22 protein-coding genes and 1 riboswitch are annotated in these 23,785 nt (G+C 51.6%); of the genes, 20 read left to right on the top strand and 2 right to left on the bottom strand.

Annotation, left to right across the window (positions count from 1 at the left end; all coding sequences use genetic code 11):
• Nucleotides 1–98 precede the first annotated feature (98 nt).
• Nucleotides 99–201: riboswitch (purine riboswitch) on the top strand.
• Nucleotides 202–278: 77 nt separating this feature from the next.
• The 10 genes from purE (at nucleotide 279) to purD (ending at nucleotide 10,638) form a co-directional block, all read left to right on the top strand.
• Complete coding sequence (gene purE, locus LZ11_RS01790; RefSeq protein ID WP_148866081.1) at nucleotides 279–782, top strand: 5-(carboxyamino)imidazole ribonucleotide mutase; 504 nt, start codon at nucleotides 279–281, stop codon at nucleotides 780–782.
• Nucleotides 779–1,483 (top strand): phosphoribosylaminoimidazolesuccinocarboxamide synthase, encoded by a 705-nt coding sequence (gene purC, locus LZ11_RS01785; protein ID WP_148866079.1) that lies wholly within the window; start codon nucleotides 779–781, stop codon nucleotides 1,481–1,483. The genes purE and purC overlap by 4 nt, the downstream gene beginning before the upstream one ends.
• An 82-nt stretch (nucleotides 1,484–1,565) precedes the next feature.
• The gene (gene purS / locus LZ11_RS01780) at nucleotides 1,566–1,820 is read left to right on the top strand and encodes a phosphoribosylformylglycinamidine synthase subunit PurS (protein ID WP_148866077.1); all 255 of its coding nucleotides are present in this window, start codon (nucleotides 1,566–1,568) and stop codon (nucleotides 1,818–1,820) included.
• Complete coding sequence (purQ, locus tag LZ11_RS01775) at nucleotides 1,817–2,536, top strand: phosphoribosylformylglycinamidine synthase subunit PurQ (RefSeq protein ID WP_148866075.1); 720 nt, start codon at nucleotides 1,817–1,819, stop codon at nucleotides 2,534–2,536. Before purS ends, purQ begins: the two co-directional genes overlap by 4 nt.
• Nucleotides 2,520–4,733 (top strand): phosphoribosylformylglycinamidine synthase subunit PurL, encoded by a 2,214-nt coding sequence (purL, locus tag LZ11_RS01770; protein ID WP_148866073.1) that lies wholly within the window; start codon nucleotides 2,520–2,522, stop codon nucleotides 4,731–4,733. Before purQ ends, purL begins: the two co-directional genes overlap by 17 nt.
• Entirely contained in the window at nucleotides 4,733–6,136 is a 1,404-nt protein-coding gene (gene purF / locus LZ11_RS01765) for an amidophosphoribosyltransferase (RefSeq protein ID WP_148866200.1), read from the top strand. The genes purL and purF overlap by 1 nt, the downstream gene beginning before the upstream one ends.
• A gap of 12 nt (nucleotides 6,137–6,148) precedes the next feature.
• Nucleotides 6,149–7,186, top strand: a complete 1,038-nt coding sequence (purM, locus tag LZ11_RS01760; protein WP_148866071.1) for a phosphoribosylformylglycinamidine cyclo-ligase — start codon at nucleotides 6,149–6,151, stop codon at nucleotides 7,184–7,186.
• Complete coding sequence (gene purN, locus LZ11_RS01755; RefSeq protein ID WP_148866069.1) at nucleotides 7,147–7,809, top strand: phosphoribosylglycinamide formyltransferase; 663 nt, start codon at nucleotides 7,147–7,149, stop codon at nucleotides 7,807–7,809. The genes purM and purN overlap by 40 nt, the downstream gene beginning before the upstream one ends.
• Entirely contained in the window at nucleotides 7,809–9,365 is a 1,557-nt protein-coding gene (purH, locus tag LZ11_RS01750) for a bifunctional phosphoribosylaminoimidazolecarboxamide formyltransferase/IMP cyclohydrolase (protein WP_148866067.1), read from the top strand. Before purN ends, purH begins: the two co-directional genes overlap by 1 nt.
• Nucleotides 9,366–9,384: 19 nt before the next feature.
• Nucleotides 9,385–10,638, top strand: a complete 1,254-nt coding sequence (gene purD, locus LZ11_RS01745; RefSeq protein WP_148866065.1) for a phosphoribosylamine--glycine ligase — start codon at nucleotides 9,385–9,387, stop codon at nucleotides 10,636–10,638.
• 132 nt (nucleotides 10,639–10,770) lie between these two features.
• Here the strand turns inward: purD and yfcE are convergent, their stop codons facing one another.
• Nucleotides 10,771–11,319: a phosphodiesterase gene (gene yfcE / locus LZ11_RS01740; protein ID WP_148866063.1), complete on the bottom strand. Its 549-nt coding sequence runs from the start codon at nucleotides 11,317–11,319 to the stop codon at nucleotides 10,771–10,773.
• Entirely contained in the window at nucleotides 11,297–12,646 is a 1,350-nt protein-coding gene (locus LZ11_RS01735) for a CCA tRNA nucleotidyltransferase (protein WP_148866061.1), read from the bottom strand. The genes yfcE and LZ11_RS01735 overlap by 23 nt, the downstream gene beginning before the upstream one ends.
• Before the next feature lie 117 nt (nucleotides 12,647–12,763).
• Between LZ11_RS01735 and LZ11_RS01730 the strand changes: the two genes are divergently transcribed.
• From LZ11_RS01730 to oraE, 10 genes are all read left to right on the top strand, one after another.
• On the top strand, nucleotides 12,764–13,297 hold the full coding sequence (locus tag LZ11_RS01730) for a thioredoxin family protein (RefSeq protein ID WP_148866059.1): 534 nt from the start codon (nucleotides 12,764–12,766) through the stop codon (nucleotides 13,295–13,297).
• Complete coding sequence (locus LZ11_RS01725) at nucleotides 13,294–13,671, top strand: DUF1284 domain-containing protein (protein WP_148866057.1); 378 nt, start codon at nucleotides 13,294–13,296, stop codon at nucleotides 13,669–13,671. The genes LZ11_RS01730 and LZ11_RS01725 overlap by 4 nt, the downstream gene beginning before the upstream one ends.
• 25 nt (nucleotides 13,672–13,696) lie before the next feature.
• Nucleotides 13,697–15,115 carry a sigma-54 interaction domain-containing protein gene (locus tag LZ11_RS01720; protein WP_148866055.1) on the top strand — a complete coding sequence of 473 codons (1,419 nt, stop codon included), beginning with the start codon at nucleotides 13,697–13,699 and terminating at the stop codon, nucleotides 15,113–15,115.
• Nucleotides 15,116–15,150: 35 nt separating this feature from the next.
• Nucleotides 15,151–16,218: an alanine/ornithine racemase family PLP-dependent enzyme gene (locus tag LZ11_RS01715; RefSeq protein WP_148866053.1), complete on the top strand. Its 1,068-nt coding sequence runs from the start codon at nucleotides 15,151–15,153 to the stop codon at nucleotides 16,216–16,218.
• Between the two features lie 177 nt (nucleotides 16,219–16,395).
• Nucleotides 16,396–17,781 (top strand): Na+/H+ antiporter NhaC, encoded by a 1,386-nt coding sequence (nhaC, locus tag LZ11_RS01710; protein WP_148866051.1) that lies wholly within the window; start codon nucleotides 16,396–16,398, stop codon nucleotides 17,779–17,781.
• 635 nt (nucleotides 17,782–18,416) lie between these two features.
• On the top strand, nucleotides 18,417–19,469 hold the full coding sequence (gene ord, locus LZ11_RS01705; RefSeq protein WP_148866049.1) for a 2,4-diaminopentanoate dehydrogenase: 1,053 nt from the start codon (nucleotides 18,417–18,419) through the stop codon (nucleotides 19,467–19,469).
• Nucleotides 19,462–19,767 carry a 2-amino-4-oxopentanoate thiolase subunit OrtA gene (gene ortA / locus LZ11_RS01700; protein ID WP_148866047.1) on the top strand — a complete coding sequence of 102 codons (306 nt, stop codon included), beginning with the start codon at nucleotides 19,462–19,464 and terminating at the stop codon, nucleotides 19,765–19,767. The genes ord and ortA overlap by 8 nt, the downstream gene beginning before the upstream one ends.
• A 26-nt stretch (nucleotides 19,768–19,793) precedes the next feature.
• Complete coding sequence (gene ortB, locus LZ11_RS01695; RefSeq protein ID WP_148866199.1) at nucleotides 19,794–21,182, top strand: 2-amino-4-oxopentanoate thiolase subunit OrtB; 1,389 nt, start codon at nucleotides 19,794–19,796, stop codon at nucleotides 21,180–21,182.
• A gap of 12 nt (nucleotides 21,183–21,194) precedes the next feature.
• Complete coding sequence (locus LZ11_RS01690; RefSeq protein ID WP_148866046.1) at nucleotides 21,195–21,584, top strand: ornithine aminomutase subunit alpha; 390 nt, start codon at nucleotides 21,195–21,197, stop codon at nucleotides 21,582–21,584.
• On the top strand, nucleotides 21,584–23,779 hold the full coding sequence (oraE, locus tag LZ11_RS01685) for a D-ornithine 4,5-aminomutase subunit OraE (protein ID WP_148866044.1): 2,196 nt from the start codon (nucleotides 21,584–21,586) through the stop codon (nucleotides 23,777–23,779). The genes LZ11_RS01690 and oraE overlap by 1 nt, the downstream gene beginning before the upstream one ends.
• Nucleotides 23,780–23,785: the final 6 nt, after the last annotated feature.

The raw sequence follows: 23,785 nt of genomic DNA, 5'->3' as shown, positions 1-23,785 counted from the left end.
ATACGTACGATATCAACAGTATACGTTATAAATGTTCGGAAAAACTGTTGATTATTGAAGGGATATATGATATTATGTAAGTAGAGTTGTGAACAAATTTAATAAAAGAGCAAGTCCCTTATATAATTCCAGGAATAGGGCCTGGAAGTCTCTACCGGGCGGCCGTAAACCGTCCTGGCTATAAGGGTTGGCCGGCTATTACCCTGAACCCTTTATGGCTTCTTTAGGTAGAGAGTTTCCTCTCTACCTTTTATTTTTATGAGAACGAGGGGGACAATATGGAAAATAAAAAGGTGGCAATTTTAATGGGCAGCGATTCCGACTATGGTGTTATGAAGGATGCTCTGAATATTTTAAGGAAGTTCGGGGTGGAGTTTGAGGTTTCGGTGATTTCGGCTCACCGTACCCCCGAGCGGGCGATGGAGTTCGCAAAAAACGCCGAAACCCAAGGTTTCAGCGTGGTTATCGCTGGAGCGGGAAAGGCGGCCCATCTGCCCGGTGTTATAGCCGCCCTTACCACGCTTCCGGTCATAGGGGTTCCGATAAAGTCGAGTGCCCTTGACGGCTTGGATGCCCTGCTTTCAATAGTCCAGATGCCCCCGGGTGTACCTGTGGCCACCGTGGCGATCGACGGCGCGAAGAACGCGGCCCTGTTGGCTGTGGAAATAATGGCTTTGAATGACCCGGGCTTGAAGGCAAAGCTTAAAGAATACAGGGAGAGCATGGCCCGGGAAGTAGTGGTAAAAGATGAAAAAATAAAGGATGAGGTGAAGAATGTATGAAAAAAACGGCCATGGTTTACGAAGGCAAGGCAAAAAGGGTATACCGCACCGACGATGAGAAGCTGTTCGTGATGGAGTTCAAGGACGATGCTACGGCCTTCAACGGACAAAAGAGGGGGACCATCCGGGACAAAGGCGAACTCAACAATAAAATTTCGGCGGTGTTATTCGAGCTTCTCGAAAAAAACGGTATAAAAACCCACTTTGTAAAGCTTTTGAGCGATAGAGAAATGCTGGTCAAAGCGGTGAATATCCTGCCGCTGGAGGTTATCGTGAGAAACATCGCTGCGGGAAGCATGGCGAAAAGGCTTGGATTAGAAGAAGGATTGGAGCTCAAAAGGCCGGTGCTCGAATTCTGTTATAAAAGCGACGAGCTTGGCGATCCCATGATAAACACTTACCACGTCCTGGCGATGGACCTTGCCGCAGAAGATGAGATCAGATTCATCGAAGAAACCTCCTTCAGGGTCAACGAGATTTTAAAGGAGTACCTTATAAATAAGGGCATTGTCCTGGTGGATTTTAAGCTGGAATTCGGGAGATTCGGCGGCGAAATACTCCTGGCCGATGAAATATCACCCGATACGTGCCGCTTCTGGGATGCAAAGACCCGGGAAAAACTGGACAAGGACCGCTTCCGCAGGGATCTGGGCCGGGTAGAGGAAGCCTATAAGGAAATACTGAGCAGGGTTAAAGTATGAAAATTTTATAGCATGGTAGCGGCCAAGACACGAAGGCACTGGGCTGTTACCCCCTAAAATTAAAATCGATGGAGGAATTGTGATGTATCTTGCAAGAATTCACGTGAGGTTTAAGCCCGGCGTGCTCGACCCGCAGGGCACCGCCATCAAAGGGGCTTTAAATCAACTGGGATTCAAGGGAGTGAAAGACGTGCGCGCCGGAAAACTGATAGAGATAACTTTAGAAGCAGAAGACAGGGAAGCCGCGGACCGGGCCGTTCGGGAGATGTGCGAGAAGCTCCTGGCGAATCCGGTTATCGAAGACTTCACTTTTGAGATAGCGGAGGAAAACTTATGAAGTGCGCTGTTATCGTTTTTCCCGGCTCAAACTGCGATATCGACTGCTATCACGTGTGGAGGAACGTCCTGGGGCAGCCTGCCGAGTACGTATTTCACAAAGATCGCTTCTCACCGGACGATTTTGATCTGATAATACTGCCGGGGGGCTTCTCCTACGGAGATTACCTCAGGGTCGGGGCGATTGCCAGGTTTTCGCCGGCCATGGCCAGCGTCTACAGGGCAGCCGAAAAAGGAAAGCTGATCCTGGGTATATGCAACGGGTTTCAGATCCTCCTGGAGTCCGGCCTTCTGCCCGGAGCCATGATGAGAAACGAGGATCTTAAATTTCACTGTCACGATGTGTATCTGAAAGTCGGGACCGTGGATACGCCCTTTACGAACCTGTACAGGCGGGGTGAGGTCGTAAGAATGCCCATAGCCCACGGGGAGGGCAATTACTACGCCGGCAGGGAAACTATAGAAAGGTTGAAGGCCGAAGGCAGGATCGCGTTTTACTACTGCGACAGGAACGGCATGGTGACCGGCGATGCCAACCCCAACGGTTCCCTTGAAAACATTGCGGGCATACTCAATGAAGGCAAGAATATCCTCGGCATGATGCCCCATCCGGAGCGTTGTGCCGAAGAGATTCTGGGAAACACCGGCGGCAGAAAGCTCTTCGAGTCGATCCTGGATTACTTCGAGGGGAGGGTAAAGAGTGGCAGGCAGGGATGATGCAAAAAAACTGGGGCTGTCGGACTACGAGTACGAGGAAATCGTAAAGACGCTGGGGCGGGAGCCCAATAACGTGGAACTGGGCATGTACGGCGTCATGTGGTCCGAGCACTGCAGCTATAAAAATTCCAGGCCGGTGCTGAAACGATTTCCCACCGAGGGGGGCCACGTGCTCCAGGGGCCGGGTGAGAATGCCGGCATTGTCGATATAGGCGATAATCTGGCAGTGGTAATGAAGATTGAAAGCCACAACCATCCGTCGGCGGTGGAACCCTATCAGGGTGCCACCACCGGTGTGGGAGGAATAATTCGCGACATATTCGCAATGGGAGCAAGGCCGGTAGCCCTGCTGGATTCCCTGAGATTCGGCGAACCGGACGACCCCAGGGTAAAATATCTATTGAAAGGCGTGGTTTCGGGCATAGCCGATTACGGCAACTGCATGGGAATACCCACCGTAGGCGGTGAAGTTTACTTCAACGAAGCATATAGGGATAATCCCCTGGTCAACGCCATGTGCGTGGGAATAATCCGCCACGAAGAGATCGTCAGGGGGAGAGCTGCAGGCGTGGGCAATTCGGTGATGCTGGTGGGTTCGGCCACGGGCCGGGACGGCATCCACGGGGCCAGTTTCGCTTCCGAAGAGCTTTCGGAGGATTCCACCTCGAAGCGGCCGTCGGTGCAGGTGGGAGATCCGTTTATGGAAAAGCTGCTTTTGGAGGCCTGCCTTGAACTACGGAAGAACAGGTGGGTTGTGGGAATTCAGGACCTGGGTGCCGCCGGCTTGACTTCCGCCTGTTCGGAGACGGCCGCCAGGGCGGGCACGGGTATAGAGCTGGACGTAGCCCTGGTTCCCAGGCGGGAGGAAGGGATGACGCCGTATGAAGTAATGCTTTCGGAATCCCAGGAGCGCATGCTGGTCATAGTGGAGAAGGGGCATGAAGAGGATGTACAGAAGATCTTCGAAAAATGGGACCTGCACGCCGTAAAAATAGGCACGGTGACTGGCGACGGCATGCTGAGGGTGCTGGAAAGCGGCCGGGTGGCAGCCGAAGTTCCGGTCAAGTCTCTGGCGGATGGTGCGCCGGTGATGAAGCGGGAAGGCAGGAGGCCGGCTTATATAGACAATACGGATATAGATTACTCCAGGTTGGAAATGCCCTCGAATCTAAATGAAGTGCTTTTGAGGCTTCTTTCCTCCCCAAATATCGCTAGCAAAGCCTGGGTTTACCAACAGTACGACCACACCGTCCGCACCGACACAGTGGTATCTCCCGGTTCCGACGCGGCCGTGCTAAGGATAAAAGGCACCCGCAAGGGAATCGCCCTGACGACGGACTGCAACGGACTTTACTGCTACCTGGATCCTTACGAGGGGGGCAAGCAGGCGGTGGCCGAAGCCGCACGAAATCTGGTAGTGAGCGGCGCCCGACCTTTAGCCGTAACCGACTGCCTTAATTTCGGCACCCCGGAAAAACCCGAGATATTTTACCAGTTCGAAAAATGCATAGACGGTATTTCCGATGCAGCAAAAGCCCTGGGCACCCCGGTTATAAGCGGCAACGTGAGCTTTTACAATGAGACGAAAGAAAGGGCCGTTTTCCCGACTCCCGTGGTGGGTATGGTCGGGCTGCTGGAAGACGTGGAAAGGCATTGCACCATGGCCTTTAAAAAAGAAGGCGATGTGGTGGTTCTATTGGGCCTTAATACCGACGAACTCGGCGCCTCCGAATACCTGAAGCAAATTTTCGGAATTCAGGGAGGCAGGCCTCCGAGGGTCGAGCTGGAGAGGGAGAAAAGGGTACAGCAGTGCTGCCTGAAGGCCATTGAACTGGGGCTTCTAAGCTCAGCCCACGACATATCCGAAGGGGGGCTTGCCGTTGCGCTGGCCGAAAGCTGTATAGCCGGCGGCCTGGGGTTTAAAGGTGAGATTCATACCGGTTTCAGGGCTGACGCCCTGCTTTTCGGTGAAGGCCAGTCGAGGATAATCGCAAGTCTACCGCAAAAAAACCTTTCAACTTTAATAGAGCTGGCAGAGGAACTGGGCGTGGAGATCACCGTGCTGGGGTTTGTTTACCCGGAGCGCATGGATATAACGGTCAAAAACGATGGAAGTATTACAGGTAGACTAAGCGTTTCACTTGAAAAGATGACCTGTGTCTGGCACGATTCGATAAAACGGAAGGTTGAAGAATGATGGATGACAAACTCAAGGAAGCGTGCGGAGTTCTTGGAATATATTCAAATCATGAGGATCCGGCGATAAGCAGGACCGTATACTACGGCCTTTACGCATTACAGCACAGGGGACAGGAGAGCGCCGGCATCGCCGTCAGTTCCGGGAAAGGTATCAATTACTACAGGGGTCTGGGACTCGTATCCGAAGTGTTCAACGAAAAGATTCTCGACAGCCTTTCGGGGCACATAGCCATCGGGCATGTACGGTACTCCACCACGGGGGCCAACACGCTGAACAACGCTCAACCCCTGGTGGTTAAGTACAGGAAGGGGGCCCTGGCGGTGGCTCACAACGGTAATCTGGTTAATGCGGATGATATCAGGCGGGAGCTTGAAGAGAGCGGCACCGTATTCCAGACTACCGTTGACAGCGAGGTAATCGCTTTCCTCATAGCCAGGGAAGCTTCCGGGGATCTTATCAAGGCCGTAAAGGGCTGCATGGACCGGATCAGAGGGTCGTATGCTCTGGCTATAATGACCGAAGACAGCCTCATAGGTGTGCGGGACCCCCACGGTTTGCGCCCCCTGGGCCTGGGGAGGTACAACGGCTCCTACATTATTTCCTCCGAAAGCTGCGCCTTTGACACCATCGGGGCTGAATTCGTAAGGGATGTCGAGCCGGGAGAGATAGTGATAATAAACCGGGACGGCTTCAGGAGCGTAAGGTATAAGGGTCCTGCGAGGCGTTCCCTTTGCATCTTCGAGTTCGTCTATTTTGCCCGGCCGGACAGTACCATAGACGGGGTAAACGTACACACGGCCCGCTGGGAGGCCGGTCGAAACCTTGCTGTTGAACATCCGGCCGATGCGGACCTGGTTATAGGCGTGCCTGACTCCGGCACGGTGGCGGCTATGGGTTTCGCCGCCGCCTCGGGTATACCCTTAGGATTTGGTTTGATCAAAAACAGGTATATAGGCAGGACCTTCATACAGCCGAGCCAGCGGTTGAGGAGCTTGGGGGTGAGGTTAAAGCTCAACGCCCTGAAGGATGTAATAAAGGGCAAGCGTCTGGTGATGGTGGACGATTCCATAGTGAGGGGGACCACCAGCGGCCAGATAGTGAAGATGCTGAAAGACGCCGGAGCAAAAGAGGTCCACGTCAGGGTGAGCTCTCCCCCAATAGGGTTTTCGTGTTATTTCGGCATAGATACGTCTACCCGCAGGGAACTCATAGCTGCCAGCTACACCGTGGATGACATAAGAAAGTTCATAGGCGCCGACAGTCTGGGTTATCTGAGTCTCGAAGGGCTCGTAAAATCCACCGGGCTTGGTGCGGATAACTTTTGCACCGGCTGCTTTTCCGGTGATTATCCGCTGCAGGTGCCCAGGGAAGGCAAGAAGTATTTATTTGAAAAGTGTTAGGAGAGATGGCCTATGGATAAAAAGATGACCTACAGGGAAGCCGGGGTGGATGTGGATGAGGGCAACAGGGCCGTTGAACTTATAAAGCCCCACATCAAATCCACCCATAGATGCGGGGTTCTGGGAGACATCGGCGGCTTCGGAGGTTTCTTCGAGCTCGATGTGGAAAGGTACCGGCGGCCGGTGATGGTGTCGGGGGCGGACGGAGTGGGAACCAAACTCAAAATAGCTTTTATGATGGACAAACACGACACCGTAGGCATAGATTGCGTGGCCATGTGCGTCAACGACATCCTGGTCCACGGCGCCGAGCCGATGTTTTTCCTGGACTATATCGCCACCGGGAAACTCGTCCCCGAGAAGATAGCCGGCATCGTGAAAGGCGTGGCACAGGGTTGCAGGGAAGCCGGGTGCGCCCTTGTGGGCGGCGAGACCGCCGAAATGCCGGAGTTTTACGGCGAGAACGAGTACGACCTGGCCGGTTTTGCCGTGGGAGTGGCGGATAAAGACAGGATAATCGACGGGTCGAAGATAAAAGAGAAGGATATAGTCTTGGGTATCACCTCGTCGGGCCTGCACAGCAACGGCTACTCGCTGGCGAGAAAAATACTTTTTGACCGGGGGGGCCTTACCATAAACACCTACATTGATGAACTGGGGCGGACCGTAGGCGAAGAACTCCTGACACCTACGAGAATTTACGCTGCTGTCGTGAGGGACTTGGCGGGATTGGAGATCCACGGCATGGCCCACATAACCGGAGGGGGCCTTGTCGAAAACCTGCCCCGTATCCTGCCCGGAGGACTGGAATTAAGGATAAACGAGGGGTCTTGGGATATCCCGCCAATATTTTCGATCCTTCAAAAAATGGGAAATGTGGAGAAAATGGAGATGTACAGGACTTTTAATATGGGTATAGGTTTTGTAATTGTGGCACCGGAAGATGAAGCCGAAAAAGTACTGAAAATATGCCGGAACCGGGGATTGAAAGTCTGGAACATTGGCGAAATATGCAAAGGCGAAGGTGGGGTGGTATTTTGCCGGCGTTAAGGCTTGGAGTCCTGGTTTCGGGAAACGGGACAAATCTTCAGGCGGTAATAGACAGCATTGAATCGGGATACTTAAAGGCCGCCGTCGAGGTAGTCATATCCAGCAGGGACGGGGTGTACGCCCTGGAAAGGGCGAAAAACCACGGCATAAGGACCTTCGTCGTTCGGCCGGAGGATTACGGTGGTACCGAAGAGTACGAAGAAGAGATGATTAAGTTACTAAATGGGGCAGGAGTGGATCTCGTGGTACTGGCCGGTTTCATAAAGGTGCTTTCCCTCCATTTTGTAAGAGCCTTTTCCGGCAGAATAATCAACATTCACCCCTCACTGATACCATCTTTCTGCGGCAGGGGTTTTTACGGCACTCGGGTCCACAGGGCAGCTCTGGAGTACGGGGTCAAGGTGACCGGCGCCACGGTCCATTTCGTGGACGAGGGAACCGATACGGGGCCGATTATTCTTCAGAAGGCCGTTGCGGTGGAAGACGACGATACCCCCGAAAGTCTGGCCGCCAGAGTGTTAAGGGTCGAACACGAGCTCCTGCCCGAAGCAATAAAGCTCTATGCGGAAAACAGGCTTCAGGTGGTGGGCAGGAGGGTTTTAATAAGAAAGGAGGAGTTCTGATGATCAGGCGGGCTTTGATATCCGTATCGGATAAAACCGGTGTAGTGGATTTTGCCAGGGGCCTTTTTGAAATGGGCGTGGAAATTATCACAACCGGAGGAACCGCAAAAACTCTGGAAGAAAACGGCGTCGGAGTTACAAAGATATTGGAAGTGACCGGTTTTCCAGAAATACTCGACGGCAGGGTTAAAACGCTTCATCCCAAAATCCACGGCGGTATACTGGCTCTTCGGAATAACAATATACACCTGAAAGAGATCGAGGAGCTCGGCATTCAGCCCATCGATCTGGTGGCTGTAAATCTTTACCCGTTCAAACAAACCATCGAAAGGCCCGGCGTCACTTTTGAAGAAGCCGTTGAAAACATAGATATAGGCGGACCGGCCATGCTGCGCTCCGCTGCCAAAAACCACGAGCACGTCATAGTGGTATGCGACCCCGGAGATTACCCGGTGGTGCTCGATCAGTTGAAACAGAAAGGGGATGTCGGCGGCAGTTTTCGCAGGCAGTTGGCTATAAAGGCCTTCGAACATACCGCCCATTACGATGCAGTGATTTCGGAATATCTAAGGGGTACCATTGAAGGACAGGAAAAAGGAAGTACCGGAAGCGTTTTTCCAAAAAACCTTACGCTTGCTTTTGAAAAGTTGCGGGATCTCAGATACGGGGAAAATCCCCATCAGATGGCGGCCTTTTACAGGGATATGAGGGATCCAACCGGCATAGCCGGGGCGAAGAAACTGGCTGGCAAGGAACTGTCCTTCAACAACATAAACGACGCCGGCGCAGCCCTGGCCCTGGTCCTCGAATTTGGAGAACCCTGTGCCGTGGCGGTAAAGCATACGAATCCCTGTGGAGTCGCCTGCGGGGCTGATCTGCATGAAGCCTATTTAAAGGCATACGCCGCTGATCCGGTCTCCATTTTCGGCGGGATCGTGGCGCTGAACCGGCCCGTTGATGCGGCTACGGCTGAAGAAATTTCCAAGATATTCCTAGAAATCGTAATAGCTCCCGGGTTTAACCCGGACGCCCTTGAAATCCTGAAGGCCAGGAAAAACCTGAGGCTTCTTGAAGTGGATATGACCGGAAGGCAGAACCGCGGCTGGGACCTCAAAAGGGTGAGCGGCGGCCTGCTGGTCCAGGAACCTGACGTAAAGGACTTTGACGAAAAAAACCTAAAGGTTGTAACCAAAAGGCCCCCCACCGAAGCGGAGATGAGGGATCTTATGTTTGCCTGGAAGGTGGTAAAACACGTTAAATCCAACGCTATTGTGCTGGCGAAAGACAGGGTCACCGTGGGAATAGGAATGGGTCAGGTAAACCGCATATGGCCGACCCGGCAGAGCATAGCTCAGGCCGGCGAAAGGGCAAGGGGTGCCGTACTGGCGTCGGATGCCTTCTTCCCCTTCCCGGACGTGGTGGAAGCCGCGGCAGCCGCCGGAATTACCGCCATAATTCAGCCCGGAGGTTCCGTGAGGGATGAGGAATCCATCAGAGCCGGCGATGAAAGAGGTATAGCAATGCTGTTTACCGGCGTAAGGCATTTCAAGCACTGAAAGAGGGGGGATATAAGGGATGAAGGTGCTGGTAGTTGGCGGCGGCGGCAGGGAACACGCCCTGGTCTGGAAGATTGCCCGGAGCCCCAGGGTGAAAAAGATCTTTTCCGCACCGGGCAATGCGGGCATAGCGGCGCTGGCCGAATGCGTTAATATAAAGGCCGAAGATGTAAAAGGCCTTGCCGGTTTCGCGGAGAAGGAGGGCATTGACCTTACCGTGGTAGGCCCGGAAGTTCCGCTGGTTACGGGTATAGTCGATGAGTTCGAAAATCGGGGGCTCAGGATATTCGGGCCTGCGAAAGCGGCCGCGAAAATTGAGGGGAGCAAAGTGTTTGCCAAGGAACTCATGAAAAAATACGGTATCCCCACGGCGGACTACCGGGTATTCGACGATCTCGGGGAAGCCGTCCGGTATATCCATGATTCGGAAACTCCGCTGGTGGTCAAGGCCGAAGGTCTTGCCGCCGGTAAGGGCGTTGTAGTGGCCCGGGAAAGGCAAGAAGCTCTCGCCGCCGTGAAGTCGATAATGAAAGACGGAATCTTCGGCGATTCCGGCAGGCGGGTGGTCATCGAGGAGTTTCTGGAAGGGCGCGAGGTTACAGTGCTGGCTTTCTGCGACGGAGTTACTGCCGTGCCCATGGAGTGCAGCAGGGATTACAAAAGGGCTTACGATAAAGATCGCGGACCCAATACCGGGGGCATGGGGGCTGTCTCTCCGGCGTATTATTATACTCCCGATATTTCGGAATACGTAAATAAAAACATAATCAGAAAAACTCTTGAAGCAATGCGTCTGGAAGGCATTCCCTTCAAAGGGGTACTCTATACGGGCCTAATGCTGACTTCTAAAGGTCCGAAGGTGCTGGAATTCAACTGCAGGTTCGGCGATCCGGAGACCCAGGTGGTGGTACCCAGGTTGAAAACCGACCTGGTCGACATTATAGAAGCCGTTATTGAAGGCAGGCTTTCCGAATGCAGCATAAATTGGACCGGCGAAAAGGCCGTCTGCGTCGTACTGGCATCGGCGGGCTATCCGGGGGACTACGAAAAAGGGAAGGAAATTGCCGGGATCGAAGATGCCGAAAGAGAAGGCGCGATGGTTTTTCACGCGGGTACTGCCTTAAAGCACGGCAAAATAATCACGGCGGGCGGAAGGGTGCTGGGGGTGACTGCTCTGGGGAGGACAGAGGAAGAGGCAAGGGAAACCGCCTACCAGGCGGTTTCGAGGATCCGCTTTGACGGGATGCATTACAGAAAGGATATAGGACTTTAATATTTGCCTAAATAAAGGATACCGTCTACTTAAAGCCCGGCCGCTCCCGGCGGGAAAAATCGCCAAACCCGGAATGCAGGAACCTCCGGGCTTTAGCGGCCGGGTTAAATAACCTGTCGGTATGGCTTATACTCAATCTAATTCTTCTGTTTGCAGCGTCTGACCGGTATCAAGGTTGATCAATAAAACCCGTGAACCGTCTATCAACCCTACCGAGGGTATTTCGTCTTTGGGCAGCGAGCATGACCCGGGGTTTATATGGGTGAGGCCGGGCAATTTTTTTATGTTCTTCACGTGGGTGTGGCCGGTGACCAGGATGTCAACCTTCCACCTGGCTGCAAGTTCTTCGAGCCTTTCTTCATTTATCTCGTGGCCGTGGGTTAGGAGCAGCCGGCGGTTATCAAAGCAGAGCATCGTGTAAGGCGACTGGATGGGGACTGAGATTAGCATCTGGTCAATGGGTGCATCGCAGTTTCCGGCGGCTATCAGCAAAGGAATATCGATGCTGTTTATAACTTCTGCCAGCTCTTTCGGGTTATAGCCCTCGGGTAGAGGATTCCTGGGACCGTGGTAAAGTACGTCGCCGGCATGGAGCACGAAGTCGCACCTGCCCAGGACATCCAGCGCCTTCCGGAAAGCCGCGGGGCTGCCGTGCGTGTCACTGATAATGCCTATCCTCATATGACTCCTCCTTTAAATACTTTTCAGCAAGTTCCAGTAAAGTCCGTTTGCTATTTAGTTCCGGGTTTTCAATAACATCATCCAGAAGCCTGTTCAGTAGTTTGCCCACTATAGGTCCTGGCCGGATTCCTAGAGTTTCGACGAGGTCTTTTCCGGATACGGCCAGGTCCTTGATTTTGTAATCGGAGTTTTCCTTTTTCAGCGCTTCCAGGTCGTTTATAAGTTTCTTTAAACCGGGACCTGCGGCCTCATTGAAACCGCTGGCTAGCCGGTCAGCCATCCTGAGTTCTATGAGGTCGTATATGTTTTCCCAGCCTACCCTGGAAATCAGCCGCCTTGCTTCCGAGAGAGGGGAATCCGGCGAGTATACGAACATATGGTGCTCTATCAACAGCAGCACTTTTTTGATTGTCCTACTGTCGAATCTCAGGTTGTTCAGTATGTGCTTTGCCATTTCTACGGACTTGAGATGATGACCGGGAAATTCGAGTCCTTTTTCACCCTTCACGGCACATCTGGGTTTTCCCACATCGTGGAGCAGGGCCGCCAGGCGGAGGTGAAAGGAGTTCTTGACGTACTTGCAGGCCAGCAGGTTGTGTTCCAGGACGTCGGCGGGTTTGTTATGGTGCCTCATCCCCATGCCTTCCATGAGTTCGGGTATTATGTAGTTCATGAGCCCGGTAACCACCAAAGTCACCAGGCCGTCAAAGGGATGATCGGATGTGATTAGCTTCGACAGTTCGTCTCTTATCCTTTCCCGGGAAATAGTGGCCAGCATTGGTGCGTAGGCTTTGAGGGAATACAGTGTAGACGGTTCTATGGTAAAACCCAGCTGGGCCTGAAACCTGGCGGCTCTCAAGGCTCGAAGGGGGTCTTCCCAGATCCTCCTCGTCGAGCCGGTGCACCTGATTGTACGCGCTTTCAGGTCGTTGAGGCCTCCGAAGGGGTCGATGAATCCGCCGGCGATAGGGTCGTAGGCCATGGAATTTATGGTAAAATCCCTGCGGGCCAGGTCGGTATAAATCGTGCCTCCGAAAGTATAATTTGGTTTTCTGCCGGGGGCGTCGTCCCTAAAGGGTGTCACTTCAATCTTTGTATTACCACGGAGTAAAAGCATTGTGCCGAAATTGCCGTAAGGAATTGCGTCGGGAAATATGGAAGCAATCCTTTCCGGGAAAGCATCGGTGGCTATATCGTAATCGGGGCTTTCGCGCCCGAGTATTATGTCCCTGAGAGCACCTCCCACGACAAAAGCTTGATGGCCCCGGGCATTAAATTCAAGACATATTTCCTTTACGATACCGGGAATTTTTAAATTCAGCTCCATGGCAATTTTCTCCTGCGGCTATGTTTACCTTTATCTTAACATACAACTTTTAATAATACAATTTTGATTTCACCGGCATGGGAAGTATGTTATAATGAAACAGGAGGTGGATACTTTATGTTGATCAGAGAATTGTATGAAAAAGGTATAAAATACAGCGAATTTTTGGAAAAGGCTGACCAAAAATACAGACGGGAATTCGAGAAATGCTACGAGGATATAAAACTTTCAGAAAAGACGCTGGAACGGATTGAGAAAATAGCTAAAAAAGTCCGCGTGCTGGTTTTCGCCGAACCCTGGTGCCCCGACTGTATAGTCAGTCTGCCGGTTCTGGTGAAAATTACCGAAATCAATGGATTGATAGATTTTACCATACTGCCGAGAGAAGGCTATGAGGATTTCCTGGAGAACTATAAGTATGAAGGCAAGCCCAGGATACCCACCTTCATTTTCATGAACGAGGAATTCGAAGAACTCGGCGCTTTTGTTGAGATTCCCCAAATGTTAAAAGACATCTACGCCAGGGGATACCAGCCGGACATAATAGTGGCCCGTAGGGACTACAGGCAGGGCAAATATGCGGAGGTTATAGCCGGTGATTTTCTTGAAATAATTGAAGGTTCAAAGAGAACAGAGGATGGTGAAGGATGATAAGGTTCAGGGGACATCATCTTATATGCCTGCATTTTTTCCAGGGTGAGGGTTACAACAGGGAATTTGTTGATAACCTGAGGGAATTGGTTGAGAGGGCCTGCCGCGGTGAGGAAATCGAAGTGGTAGGCGGGCCCGACGATGTGTGCAGGGCGTGCCCGTACCTTTCGGAAAACCGGTGTGCCCATAAGGAGGGCGCTGACGAAGAAATCAGGCAACTTGACGGTAACGCTCTGAGTTTCCTGAAAATCGGCGTGGGACAAAGAGTAAAGTGGTTGGAACTCAGAGAAAAAATAATGTCGGCGCCGGAGGACTGGTTTTCGTTTTTCTGCCGGGGATGTGACTGGGAAAGTGTCTGCGACAGGGTGAGGTAGAATCTACAAGGGGTGGAAGAAAAAGATGTCCGCCGGATTTCTGAACGAGTTTTACAATGAGATACTGGACAGTCTGGATGTGGGCATCCATATAGTAGACCGCGAGGGGAATACGGTTTTTTATAATGCGGCCATGGGCAGGCTGGAGAGGCTTGACCCCGTCGCCGTCATAGGCAGGAACCTGCTGGAGGTGTTCCCCTCACTGAATCGCGAGACCAGCACCATATTTCGGGTGCTGAAAACGGGAGAAGCTATCGTCGATCGCGTGCAAACGTATTTTAACTACAGGGGGCAGCGGATAACCACCATCAACACCACTCTGCCGCTGAAGAAAGGCAATAAAATAATGGGAGCTGTGGAAATCGCCAAAGATATCACCAAACTCAGGGAAATGTCAGAAAAGGTGGTGTTTTTACAGGATTCTACAAAAATAAAAGTTTCACGGGAAATGCCCCATCCGTTTACCAGGTTTACCTTTGAAGACATCATCGGCGAAAGTCCGGCGATTACGAAAGCGATCAATATGGCGAGGAAAGCCGCCATGACCTCATCTTCGGTGCTCATATTCGGGGAAACGGGTACAGGAAAAGAGCTGTTCGCCCAGAGCATCCACAACGCCAGCCCGAGAAAGGGAAGGCCTTTTATTGCGCAGAACTGTGCAGCACTCCCCGAAAGCCTTCTGGAAGGCATATTGTTTGGCACTGTAAAAGGGGGATTTACCGGTGCAGTGGATAGGCCCGGGCTTTTTGAGCAGGCCGACGGAGGCACCCTGCTGCTGGATGAAATTAATTCCATGGGTATAAACCTTCAGGCCAAACTTTTGAGAGTACTGCAGGAAGGTTGTGTGAGGAGAGTTGGCGATACCAGGACCATACCGGTGGATGTAAGGGTAATCGCTACGACCAATGAAGATCCGCTGCAGGCCGTAGAAAAGGGAGTAATAAGGAAAGATCTCTTTTTCCGGTTGGGGGTCGTTTGTGTGAAAATTCCGCCCCTGAGGGAAAGGAAAGAGGACATAATTCTCCTCACCCGCCACTTTATAGATAAATTCAACAAAAAATTGAGCAGGAATGTGGTTGACATTTCCCCGGCTGTCAAGCGCATTTTTATGGAATACGACTGGCCCGGCAACGTAAGGGAACTGGAAAACGCCGTTGAGGGTTCTATGAATATGATAGGAGATGAGTCTTTTATCGAAGAAGAACACCTGCCGTTTTACATTACCGATTACATGGGCAGAAAGTCGGAAAAAACCGGGGCGGATCTTCATGCTTTTGTGCAATCAGAGGAATATTCTCTGGACGAGATACTTAACAAGATTGAACGAGAAATCATTAATAGGACCATAAAAGAATGCAACGGCAACGTGACAAAGGCGGCCGGCAGATTGAAAGTCAAGCGACAGACCCTCCGGTACAGGATGAAAAAGCTGAATATGGAATAAAAATTGCAATAAATAATTTGTCGGAGGTGATCGCGTTGACTTATCCTAGGGTCGAAATTAATCTGTCGCTGATCCGGGAAAACACAAGATACATTGTAGATTTATGCGGGAGATCCGGCATAGAGGTGATGGGAATCACCAAGGGCGTCTGTGCCATGCTGCCGGTGGTAAGTGCGATGATGGACGGGGGTGTCAAGAAGCTCGGGGATTCCCGCATAAAAAATATAAAGAATATGAAGTGCTCCGGGCTGGACATGCCAATATATCTCATAAGGATACCCATGCCTTCCGAAGTTGAAGAAGTGGTGCGGTGGGCTGATGGGAGTTTCAATTCCGAACCGGAAGTGATAGGCATGATTTCGGAAAGGGCCCGGGCTCTGGGTAAAACCCACAGGGTCATCCTGATGGTGGATGTGGGTGATCTCAGAGAAGGAGTGATGCCCGAGGATGTGCCTGAGGTCGTGGAACGGATTCTCGAAATGCCCGGTGTGGAATTTGAAGGCCTGGGGACGAATGTCGGATGCTATGGCGGGGTGCTGCCCAGTTATGAGAACACCAGGATTCTGGTGGACCTGGCCAGGGATATTGAAAAAAGGTACGGGGTCAGGGTCAAAACCATTTCCGGAGGCAATACGGCCACGCTGAAGTTAGTGGAAAACGGGCGGATACCTCCCGGCGTGAACCAGTTGAGAATCGGCGAAGGCATATTCCTTGGAACCGATTCCACTAACTGCCGGAACGTGCCGGGGACATCCCAGGGGACAATGGTATTGAAAGCCGAAATAATAGAGGTAAAAGTAAAACCTTCCAGGCCCATCGGCGAGATAGGCCGGGACGCCTTCGGAAATATAACGGTTTTTGAAGATCGGGGACCGATGAAGAGAGCCATAGCCGCTTTGGGCAAGCAGGATTGCAGGATAGAAGGGCTTATTCCTTTAGATGATTCCATAGAGATCCTGGGTGCAAGCAGCGACCATCTTTTGCTCGACGTCACCCGAGCAAAGAGGGACATAAAAGTGGGTTCGGTTGTGGAGTTCAGGATGTCTTACGGCGCCATGCTCAGCCTCATGACTTCGCCTTATGTAGAGAAGATTACGGTCTGATATAGCAAAAATTTTATAATCAACTGCAAAAAAATTTGTCGTTTCTGACACTTCTTTTTAGACCTAGTGGTCTATTTTTTTAAGGTTCAATGCAATTTTAAGGAGGGGCTCCATAACGATTTTTGGTATATAAATTGCAATAAAAAAATAGCAAATAAATTATGGGAGGTTAATTGAATGAAAACTCCGAGAAAACCATATCTCTACGAGGCCTTATTTTCGGTATTAGGACTCATCGTTATCATGGCCGTATCCCTCGTGAAATACCATACCGACCCACATGTGCCTATGTTGATAGGTTCTATTTTCGCAAGCATCGTTGCCGTCCGGGCGGGGTACAGCTGGGAATATATCGAAAAGGGCATGATGGAAGGCATATATCAGGCCCTGCAGTCAGTCATAATATTGACCATTATCGGTGTGTTGATCGGCGTATGGATAGTAGCCGGCGTAGTACCTGCGATGATTTACTACGGTCTGGGGCTGCTGACTCCCAAAGTATTTCTACTTGCTACACTACTGATCTGTTCGGTGGTTTCACTGGCCACCGGTACCTCCTGGGGAACGGTCGGCACTATTGGTATAGCCCTCATGGGTATCGGGCAGGGCTTGGGCATGCCTCCGGCTTTGATCGCCGGTGCGATAATTTCTGGAGCCTATTTCGGTGATAAGATGTCACCGCTTTCCGATACTACCAACCTTGCCCCGGCGGTAGCCGGAACCGATGTCTTTACCCATGTAAAGCACATGATCTACACGACCGGCGTAAGTTATGCCATTGCCGCTGCTATCTATACGGTAATAGGCTTCAGGTTCAGCGGCGGTTCCATAGATGTAAACGAAATAAATGCCATAAAGAGCGCTTTGGCAGCTCAATTTACAATAACCCCACTGCTCCTTATACCACCTCTGACGGTAATTCTCTGCGTGGCCCTCAAGGTTCCCGCCATACCCGGCATCGCTGCAGGCGTGATTCTGGGTGCCCTGGAAGCTCTCGCATTCCAGCATGCGGACTTGGGTGAGATCATCAATGCAGGGTATTCGGGCTTCGTGAGCCAAACCGGTAACCAGATGATCGACGAACTGCTGAGCGCCGGTGGTTTGACGTCCATGATGTACTCCATTTCCCTGGTGGTGGCCTCAATGATGTTCGGAGGCATTATGGAAAAAACCTGCCAGCTGGAGGTTCTGCTGGAAGCTCTGCTAAGAAAAGTTAAGAGCGCAGGAGCTCTGATAAGCACCACCATTTTGACATGCATAGCCAGTAACATGCTCCTGCCCGAACAGTATATATCGATAGTACTGCCCGGAAGGATGTACTCCAGAGCTTACAGGGAGAGGGGGCTTCACCCGAAGAATCTTTCAAGAGCCCTGGAGGATTCGGGAACGCTTACATCAGCGTTAATCCCGTGGAACACTTGTGGTGCCTTTATAAAGGGGGTGCTGGGGATCTCGGCTTTCGCTTACGGTCCCTGGGCATTCCTGAACTATATCAACCCCGTTATTTCGATAATATACGGCTTTACAGGTTTTACAATTGAAAAGCTTCGAGAGGATGAATGATGTCGATGGGGTAGCCAAACAATAAGGGGACAAAAACATTGCTATAAAGGAGAGGATTTTACAACAATCTTCGCCATTCATCCCCCAGTTGAACTGGAGGATGAATGGCGGTTTGTTTTTAATCTCCGCTTATGGTAAAATTTAGAAGACCGGAGGATATATTATATGCAGACAATAACCTGAAAATAAAGCTCTTTTCCCTAACAAATGTGAGCTGGAGAAAATGAGCCGCATGCTGGAGATCTACCGCGCAGTGTTTTGGTTCCTAAAACAGGCTGAAGCCTTGGATACTACCAGCAGGGCACAAATTGCTAGATTTCTTCTCTAATAAAGAATTTGTAAATAAATAAAAATCTAAGATACTCTTTTTAAATTACCCTTTATAATGAGGGTAATTTTTTTGCGCAAAAAATATTGCAGTAAAAGTAAAAAACTATACCTAGAATTAGACAACTATGTCATATATGCATTTAGGATCAAAGATAAGGATTTAAAGGTATTTTGTCGTTCTTTTGATTCTCCTTTATATCCCAGAGCCACAAAAGTATTGGTATAAGGTTTTAAAAAGTATTGGCATAAAGTTTGCTTTTATATATATTTGGTTAATTAAAAACTAAATCAAAGGAGTGTTATATATGGAAAACATAAAAGTCATCGTCTGGGGCCTCGGCGCCATGGGCGGAGGCATGGCCAGGATGATTTTGCAGAAAAAAGGTATGGAGATAGTCGGAGCCATAGCCTCCAGGCCGGAAAAGAGCGGCAAGGACCTGGGCGAAGTGCTGGATCTGGACATAAAAACCGGGGTGACGGTTACTTCCGACCCGCAAACCGTTTTAAAGCAGCCCGCCGATATCGTGCTGCTTGCCACCTCTTCTTTCACCAGAGAGGTTTATCCCCAACTGCAGAGGATCATAGAAAGCGGTAAAAATGTAATCACCATCGCCGAGGAGATGGCTTATCCGGCATACAGGGAACCTGAGCTTGCTGCAAAAATAGACAAAATGGCGAAAGACCACCGCGTGACAGTGCTGGGCACCGGTATCAATCCCGGATTCGTGCTGGATACACTCATCATTGCCCTGAGCGGTGTCTGCATGGATATTAAGAAAATCACCGCGAGAAGAATAAACGACCTTTCTCCCTTCGGGACCACGGTGATGAGGACCCAGGGCGTAGGCACCACCGTGGATGAGTTCCGGAGGGGCCTTGAGGAAGGGACCATTGTGGGCCACATCGGTTTTCCGGAGTCCATAAGCCTGATCTCCGAAGCTTTAGGACTTGAAATCGATGAGATCAGACAGACAAGAGAGCCCATCGTTTCCAGCGTCTACAGGGAAACCCCATATGCCAGGGTCGAGCCGGGCATGGTGGCGGGCTGCAAACACACCGGCATAGGCTTCAGAAAGGGCGAGCCGGTAATAGTGCTGGAGCATCCCCAGCAGATAAGGCCGGAGCTGGAAAATGTTGAAACCGGCGACTACATCGAAATTGAGGGTACTCCCAACATAAGCCTGGCGATAAAACCCGAAATCCCCGGAGGCATAGGGACCATTGCTATTGCTGTCAATATGATTCCTAAGGTTATCAACGCTAACCCGGGTCTTGTAACCATGAAAGACCTGCCGGTCCCGGCGGCCCTGATGGGAGACATAAGAAAATTCGTAAGGGGGGGTGTGAATAATGCCTGATGTTGCTAAAGGAACGTGGGTCCAGATTCACAGGGTGGTCCTCGGGCCCGAGGAAAGATCGCCTCACCTGCCGGACGATACGAAGAAAGTGCCGCTGGAACTCAGGTTAAAGGGTTTTCTCACCCATGACGCCTGCATCGGTGACGAAGTGGAGATCGAAACCCTGATAGGCAGGAGGGTGAAGGGCAGGCTGGTGAAAGTAAATCCCGAATACGATCACGGCTTTGGCAGACCCGTGCCCGAACTCCTCACAATAGGCATGGAGCTGAGGAAGATACTTGGAGGTGACGGCCGGTGACCCGGGACATTAGTTACGAGGCCGTAATGGCCAGAAAAAACGAGATTATGAAAAAAGCGGTGGGGATTGATTACCAGGTCTTTGAATCGGGCGGCATAGCTTTCGACTACGAGCGCATGATGAGGGAAGTGGGTTACACCATAGATGAAATAAGAAAAATACAGGCCGAGACGGGAGTGGGCAATACCCCGCTGATCGAGCTTAAAAACCTCACCAAGCTCGCCCGGAAGCTGGCACCGCCCGGCAAGGGCGCCAGGATTTTTATAAAGGACGAGGCCTGCAATCCATCGGGCAGTTTCAAGGACCGGAGGGCTTCGGTTTCTGTCTACAGGGCCCAAAAACTCGGCTTTAAAGGGGTGATAGCCGCCACCAGCGGTAATTACGGTGCGGCGGTGGCCTCACAGGCTGCCATGAGGAGTCTGAACTGCATAGTGGTCCAGGAAGTTTTCGACAGTGAAGGCAGGGGACAGCCCGAGATACTGGAAAAGGGCAGAAAGTGCGAAGCATTTGGTGCCGAAGTAATCCAGCTTTCGGTGGGGCCGGAGCTCTTCTATACTTTTCTCTGCCTCCTTGAGGAAACGGGATATTTTAATGCTTCGCTCTATACGCCCTTCGGCATAGCCGGGATCGAGACCCTGGGCTACGAGGTGGCCGAACAGGTAAGGGCGGCTACCGGCAGGGACCCGGATGCGGTGGTGATAACCCACGCGGGTGGAGGTAACGTGACCGGTACCGCCAGAGGCCTTTTGAAAGCAGGCTGCAGAAATACCAAGATTATAGGAGCCAGCGTCGATCTTACCGGGCTTCACATGGCCAGCGACAGGGATTTCAACAGGAAATCCTTCACCACCGGCCATACGGGATTTGGAGTTCCCTTTGCCACATGGCCCGACAGGGCCGATGTGCCCAGAAACGCCGCCAGATCGCTGCGCTATCTGGACAGGTACGTGACTGTAAGCCAGGGCGAGGTCTTTTACATGACAGAAGCTCTGGCTCAGCTCGAGGGGATGGAGCGAGGCCCGGCGGGCAACACATCACTGGCCGCCGCTTTTGCAATAGCCCGAGAGATGGACGAAGATCAGGTCATCGTCGTCCAGGAAACCGAGTACACAGGAGCGGGTAAACTTCCGTCGGCGCAGCTCACCTTTGCGACAGAAATGGGCGTAGAAGTGCGCCGGGGAGACCCCGCCGGCGATAAGCCGGGAGAGAGGATAGTAATTCCCGAGCACCCGGCCCAGATCAGGGTAAAGGAAGTCAACCTGGATGCCCTTAGAAAATCCTATATTTCCAACTGTATAAAACATTACAAAGTCCAGAAGTTGACCGGGGAAGACATTAGATTTCTGGCGGAAGACACCAAGACTATTGAGGACTATGTGAGAATGGTTGCGGAAGAGCTGGGGATTTCAATCTAAGGGGGTAGGAAAATGCAGCGTAAGGATGATTTTGAAATAAGGCGCAAGCATCTTTCGCATCTTACCGAAGAAGAACTCGAAAAAAGGTTCTGGGAGCTCACGGAGAAAATAGTAGAGCCTCTGATAGAACTGGCGCGGACCCATACATCCCCGTCGATAGAAAGGTCCGTACTGCTCCGGATGGGGTTCGACAGCCTGACTGCCAAAGCCATAGTGGAAAAATGCGTGGAGAAGGGCCTGTTGGGCAAGGGAGCGGGTCACGTAGTCCTGAAATATGCTCTCTATAAAAACATCACCATTAAGGAAGCCGGGGAAAGACTGGCCAAAGGCGATGGTTGGGATGAGATCGACCGGGCGATGGCTGTGAAAATAAGCGCTGCATCTGCAGGGAAGGTGGTATGATGGAACTTAAAAAAAATGAAAAGCTCAATATAGAGGAAATACTGAAAGACCTTGAAAAATACCGGCCCCGGCGGCGGGGATGGCACTGGAGGGAGAAGGTAGAAAATCAAAAAATAGGCCCCTTCGAGTACCGGGAGACTTCGAAGAGCCTGAAAAACAGCATTCCGCTGCCTGCAGCTAAGTATTTCGGCGGTATAGATCCTCAGCCCGATTATGTCATCACGACCGAGATAGCCTCCGGCAGGTTCGAGGACGACATACGCAGGATGCGCATGGCGGCCTGGCACGGAGCCGATCACATTATGGTCATCAGGACCGCGGGGCAGAGCCACTTTGACGGCCTTATCGAGGGTACTCCGGAAGGCGTGGGTGGAGTTCCCATTACGCGCAAGCAGCTTAGGGCTACCAGAAAAGCCCTGGATATTATAGAGGACGAGGTGGGAAGGCCCATCAACTTTCACTCCTACGTAAGCGGTGTAGCGGGACCGGAAGTGGCGGTGCTGTTTGCCGAAGAAGGCGTTAACGGTGCCCACCAGGACCCCCAGTACAACGTACTTTACAGGAATGTGAATATGGTGCGCTCCTTTGTCGACGCGGCGGTTGCCAAAAATATAATGGCCTGGGCCGGTATGATCCAGATTGACGGGGCCCATAACGCCAACGCCACGGCAAGGGAAGCCTGGAAGGTCATGCCCGAGCTCATGGTCCAGCACGCCATAAACGCCATGTATTCGCTAAAGGTGGGAATGAAGAAGGAAAACATATGCCTTTCCACGGTGCCTCCGACGGCGCCTCCGGCACCCTGCATAAGGCTTGACCTGCCGTACGCTGTAGCCCTGAGGGAGCTTTTCAGGGGATTCAGGATGCGGGCTCAAATGAATACGAAGTACATCGAGTCCAGCACGAGGGAGGCCACGGTTACCCATGTGCTAAACCTCCTGATTTCCCGCCTCACCGGTGCTGATATCCAGAGCACGATTACCCCGGATGAAGGAAGAAACGTGCCATGGCACTACTTCAACATACAGGCGGTGGATACGGCAAAACAGGCCCTGGTGGGGATGGACGGCCTAACCGAGATGGTCCAGATAAAAAGAGATGGGCCGCTCGGTGAAAAAGTAAGGGAACTCAAAGAGAGGGCCGTGCTGTTCCTGGAAGAAATCCTGGAAGCAGGGGGATACTTCAAGGCCGTCGAAATGGGATTTTTCGTAGACTCGGGATTTTATCCCGAGAGAAACGGCGACGGGATTGTGAGAAAAATCGACGGCGGCGTGGGAGCGGGGACCGTTGTAAAGCGGGATGAGGACTACCTGGCCCCGGTATGCCACCACTTCGGATACAACAATCTGCCGGAGGGCCTCGAACATCCCTGCGATTTGATCGGAGGATGTACCCTTTGCTACCCGGACAAAATAGCTTATATAGATGAACTTGATGAGAAGGACAACGTGCACGTAAGGCTGGAAGAGACCCAAGAGATTCGTGAAAAAGGTCTCATAAAACCCGAAGTTGAGTGGTTTGCCGATGGAATAGTCTGCATGAATATATTCCTGCCGGTCGGAGAAGAGGTGGCCGAAGCTGCAGGTCTGGAAATCGCCAGAAGATTAGGGCTGGTTGACGCAGAAATCATCCACAGGGAGATAATGCACCCATCGGAAGGCACGTATCTGGAGATAAAGGGGAAAGTGCCCTTTGCGATCGATCCGTCGTCGCTCACAATCCCCAAAAAGCCCGAGATGCTTTCGCCGGAGGAAATAATAAATTTTGTGAAGGATAATCCTGTAAAAATCGTTGCTGCCACCGTGGGTGAGGATGAGCATTCGGTAGGTCTGCGGGAAATAATAGATATTAAACACGGCGGCCTGGAAGGTTTCGGAATAGAGTGTCACTATCTGGGCACATCGGTGCCGGTGGAAAAGGTGGTGGACGCGGCGATAGAAATCGATGCGGATGCTATACTTATCAGCACTATAATAACCCATGCCGACATTCACAGGATAAACATGAGGAAACTCCACGAACTGTGCGTAGAAAAAGGCATCAGAGACAGGGTCGTGCTGGTAGGCGGGGGGACTCAAGTCACCGATGATATAGCTAGGGAGTCGGGGCTGGACGCCGGGTTCGGCCGCGGTACAAAGGGAATACACGTTGCCAGCTTCCTGGTTAAAAAATTGAGGGAGAAAAAGAAATCATAAAACGGA

Source organism: Thermosediminibacter litoriperuensis (assembly GCF_008124715.1).
Lineage (GTDB): Bacteria > Bacillota > Thermosediminibacteria > Thermosediminibacterales > Thermosediminibacteraceae > Thermosediminibacter > Thermosediminibacter litoriperuensis.
The sequence above is the reverse complement of the archived record's forward strand: the minus strand, read 5'-3'. Positions and strand labels throughout refer to the sequence as shown.

Excerpts from the sequence above, each read along its gene's own strand:
- purE (WP_148866081.1), top strand. The coding sequence starts at position 279 with ATGGAAAATAAAAAGGTGGCAATTTTAATGGGCAGCGATTCCGACTAT.
- purC (WP_148866079.1), top strand. The coding sequence starts at position 779 with ATGAAAAAAACGGCCATGGTTTACGAAGGCAAGGCAAAAAGGGTATAC.
- purS (WP_148866077.1), top strand. The coding sequence starts at position 1,566 with ATGTATCTTGCAAGAATTCACGTGAGGTTTAAGCCCGGCGTGCTCGAC.
- purQ (WP_148866075.1), top strand. The coding sequence starts at position 1,817 with ATGAAGTGCGCTGTTATCGTTTTTCCCGGCTCAAACTGCGATATCGAC.
- purF (WP_148866200.1), top strand. The coding sequence starts at position 4,733 with ATGGATGACAAACTCAAGGAAGCGTGCGGAGTTCTTGGAATATATTCA.
- purM (WP_148866071.1), top strand. The coding sequence starts at position 6,149 with ATGGATAAAAAGATGACCTACAGGGAAGCCGGGGTGGATGTGGATGAG.
- purN (WP_148866069.1), top strand. The coding sequence starts at position 7,147 with ATGCAAAGGCGAAGGTGGGGTGGTATTTTGCCGGCGTTAAGGCTTGGA.
- purH (WP_148866067.1), top strand. The coding sequence starts at position 7,809 with ATGATCAGGCGGGCTTTGATATCCGTATCGGATAAAACCGGTGTAGTG.
- purD (WP_148866065.1), top strand. The coding sequence starts at position 9,385 with ATGAAGGTGCTGGTAGTTGGCGGCGGCGGCAGGGAACACGCCCTGGTC.
- yfcE (WP_148866063.1), bottom strand. The coding sequence starts at position 11,319 with ATGAGGATAGGCATTATCAGTGACACGCACGGCAGCCCCGCGGCTTTC.
- LZ11_RS01735 (WP_148866061.1), bottom strand. The coding sequence starts at position 12,646 with ATGGAGCTGAATTTAAAAATTCCCGGTATCGTAAAGGAAATATGTCTT.
- LZ11_RS01730 (WP_148866059.1), top strand. The coding sequence starts at position 12,764 with ATGTTGATCAGAGAATTGTATGAAAAAGGTATAAAATACAGCGAATTT.
- LZ11_RS01725 (WP_148866057.1), top strand. The coding sequence starts at position 13,294 with ATGATAAGGTTCAGGGGACATCATCTTATATGCCTGCATTTTTTCCAG.
- LZ11_RS01720 (WP_148866055.1), top strand. The coding sequence starts at position 13,697 with ATGTCCGCCGGATTTCTGAACGAGTTTTACAATGAGATACTGGACAGT.
- nhaC (WP_148866051.1), top strand. The coding sequence starts at position 16,396 with ATGAAAACTCCGAGAAAACCATATCTCTACGAGGCCTTATTTTCGGTA.
- ord (WP_148866049.1), top strand. The coding sequence starts at position 18,417 with ATGGAAAACATAAAAGTCATCGTCTGGGGCCTCGGCGCCATGGGCGGA.
- ortA (WP_148866047.1), top strand. The coding sequence starts at position 19,462 with ATGCCTGATGTTGCTAAAGGAACGTGGGTCCAGATTCACAGGGTGGTC.
- ortB (WP_148866199.1), top strand. The coding sequence starts at position 19,794 with ATGGCCAGAAAAAACGAGATTATGAAAAAAGCGGTGGGGATTGATTAC.
- LZ11_RS01690 (WP_148866046.1), top strand. The coding sequence starts at position 21,195 with ATGCAGCGTAAGGATGATTTTGAAATAAGGCGCAAGCATCTTTCGCAT.
- oraE (WP_148866044.1), top strand. The coding sequence starts at position 21,584 with ATGGAACTTAAAAAAAATGAAAAGCTCAATATAGAGGAAATACTGAAA.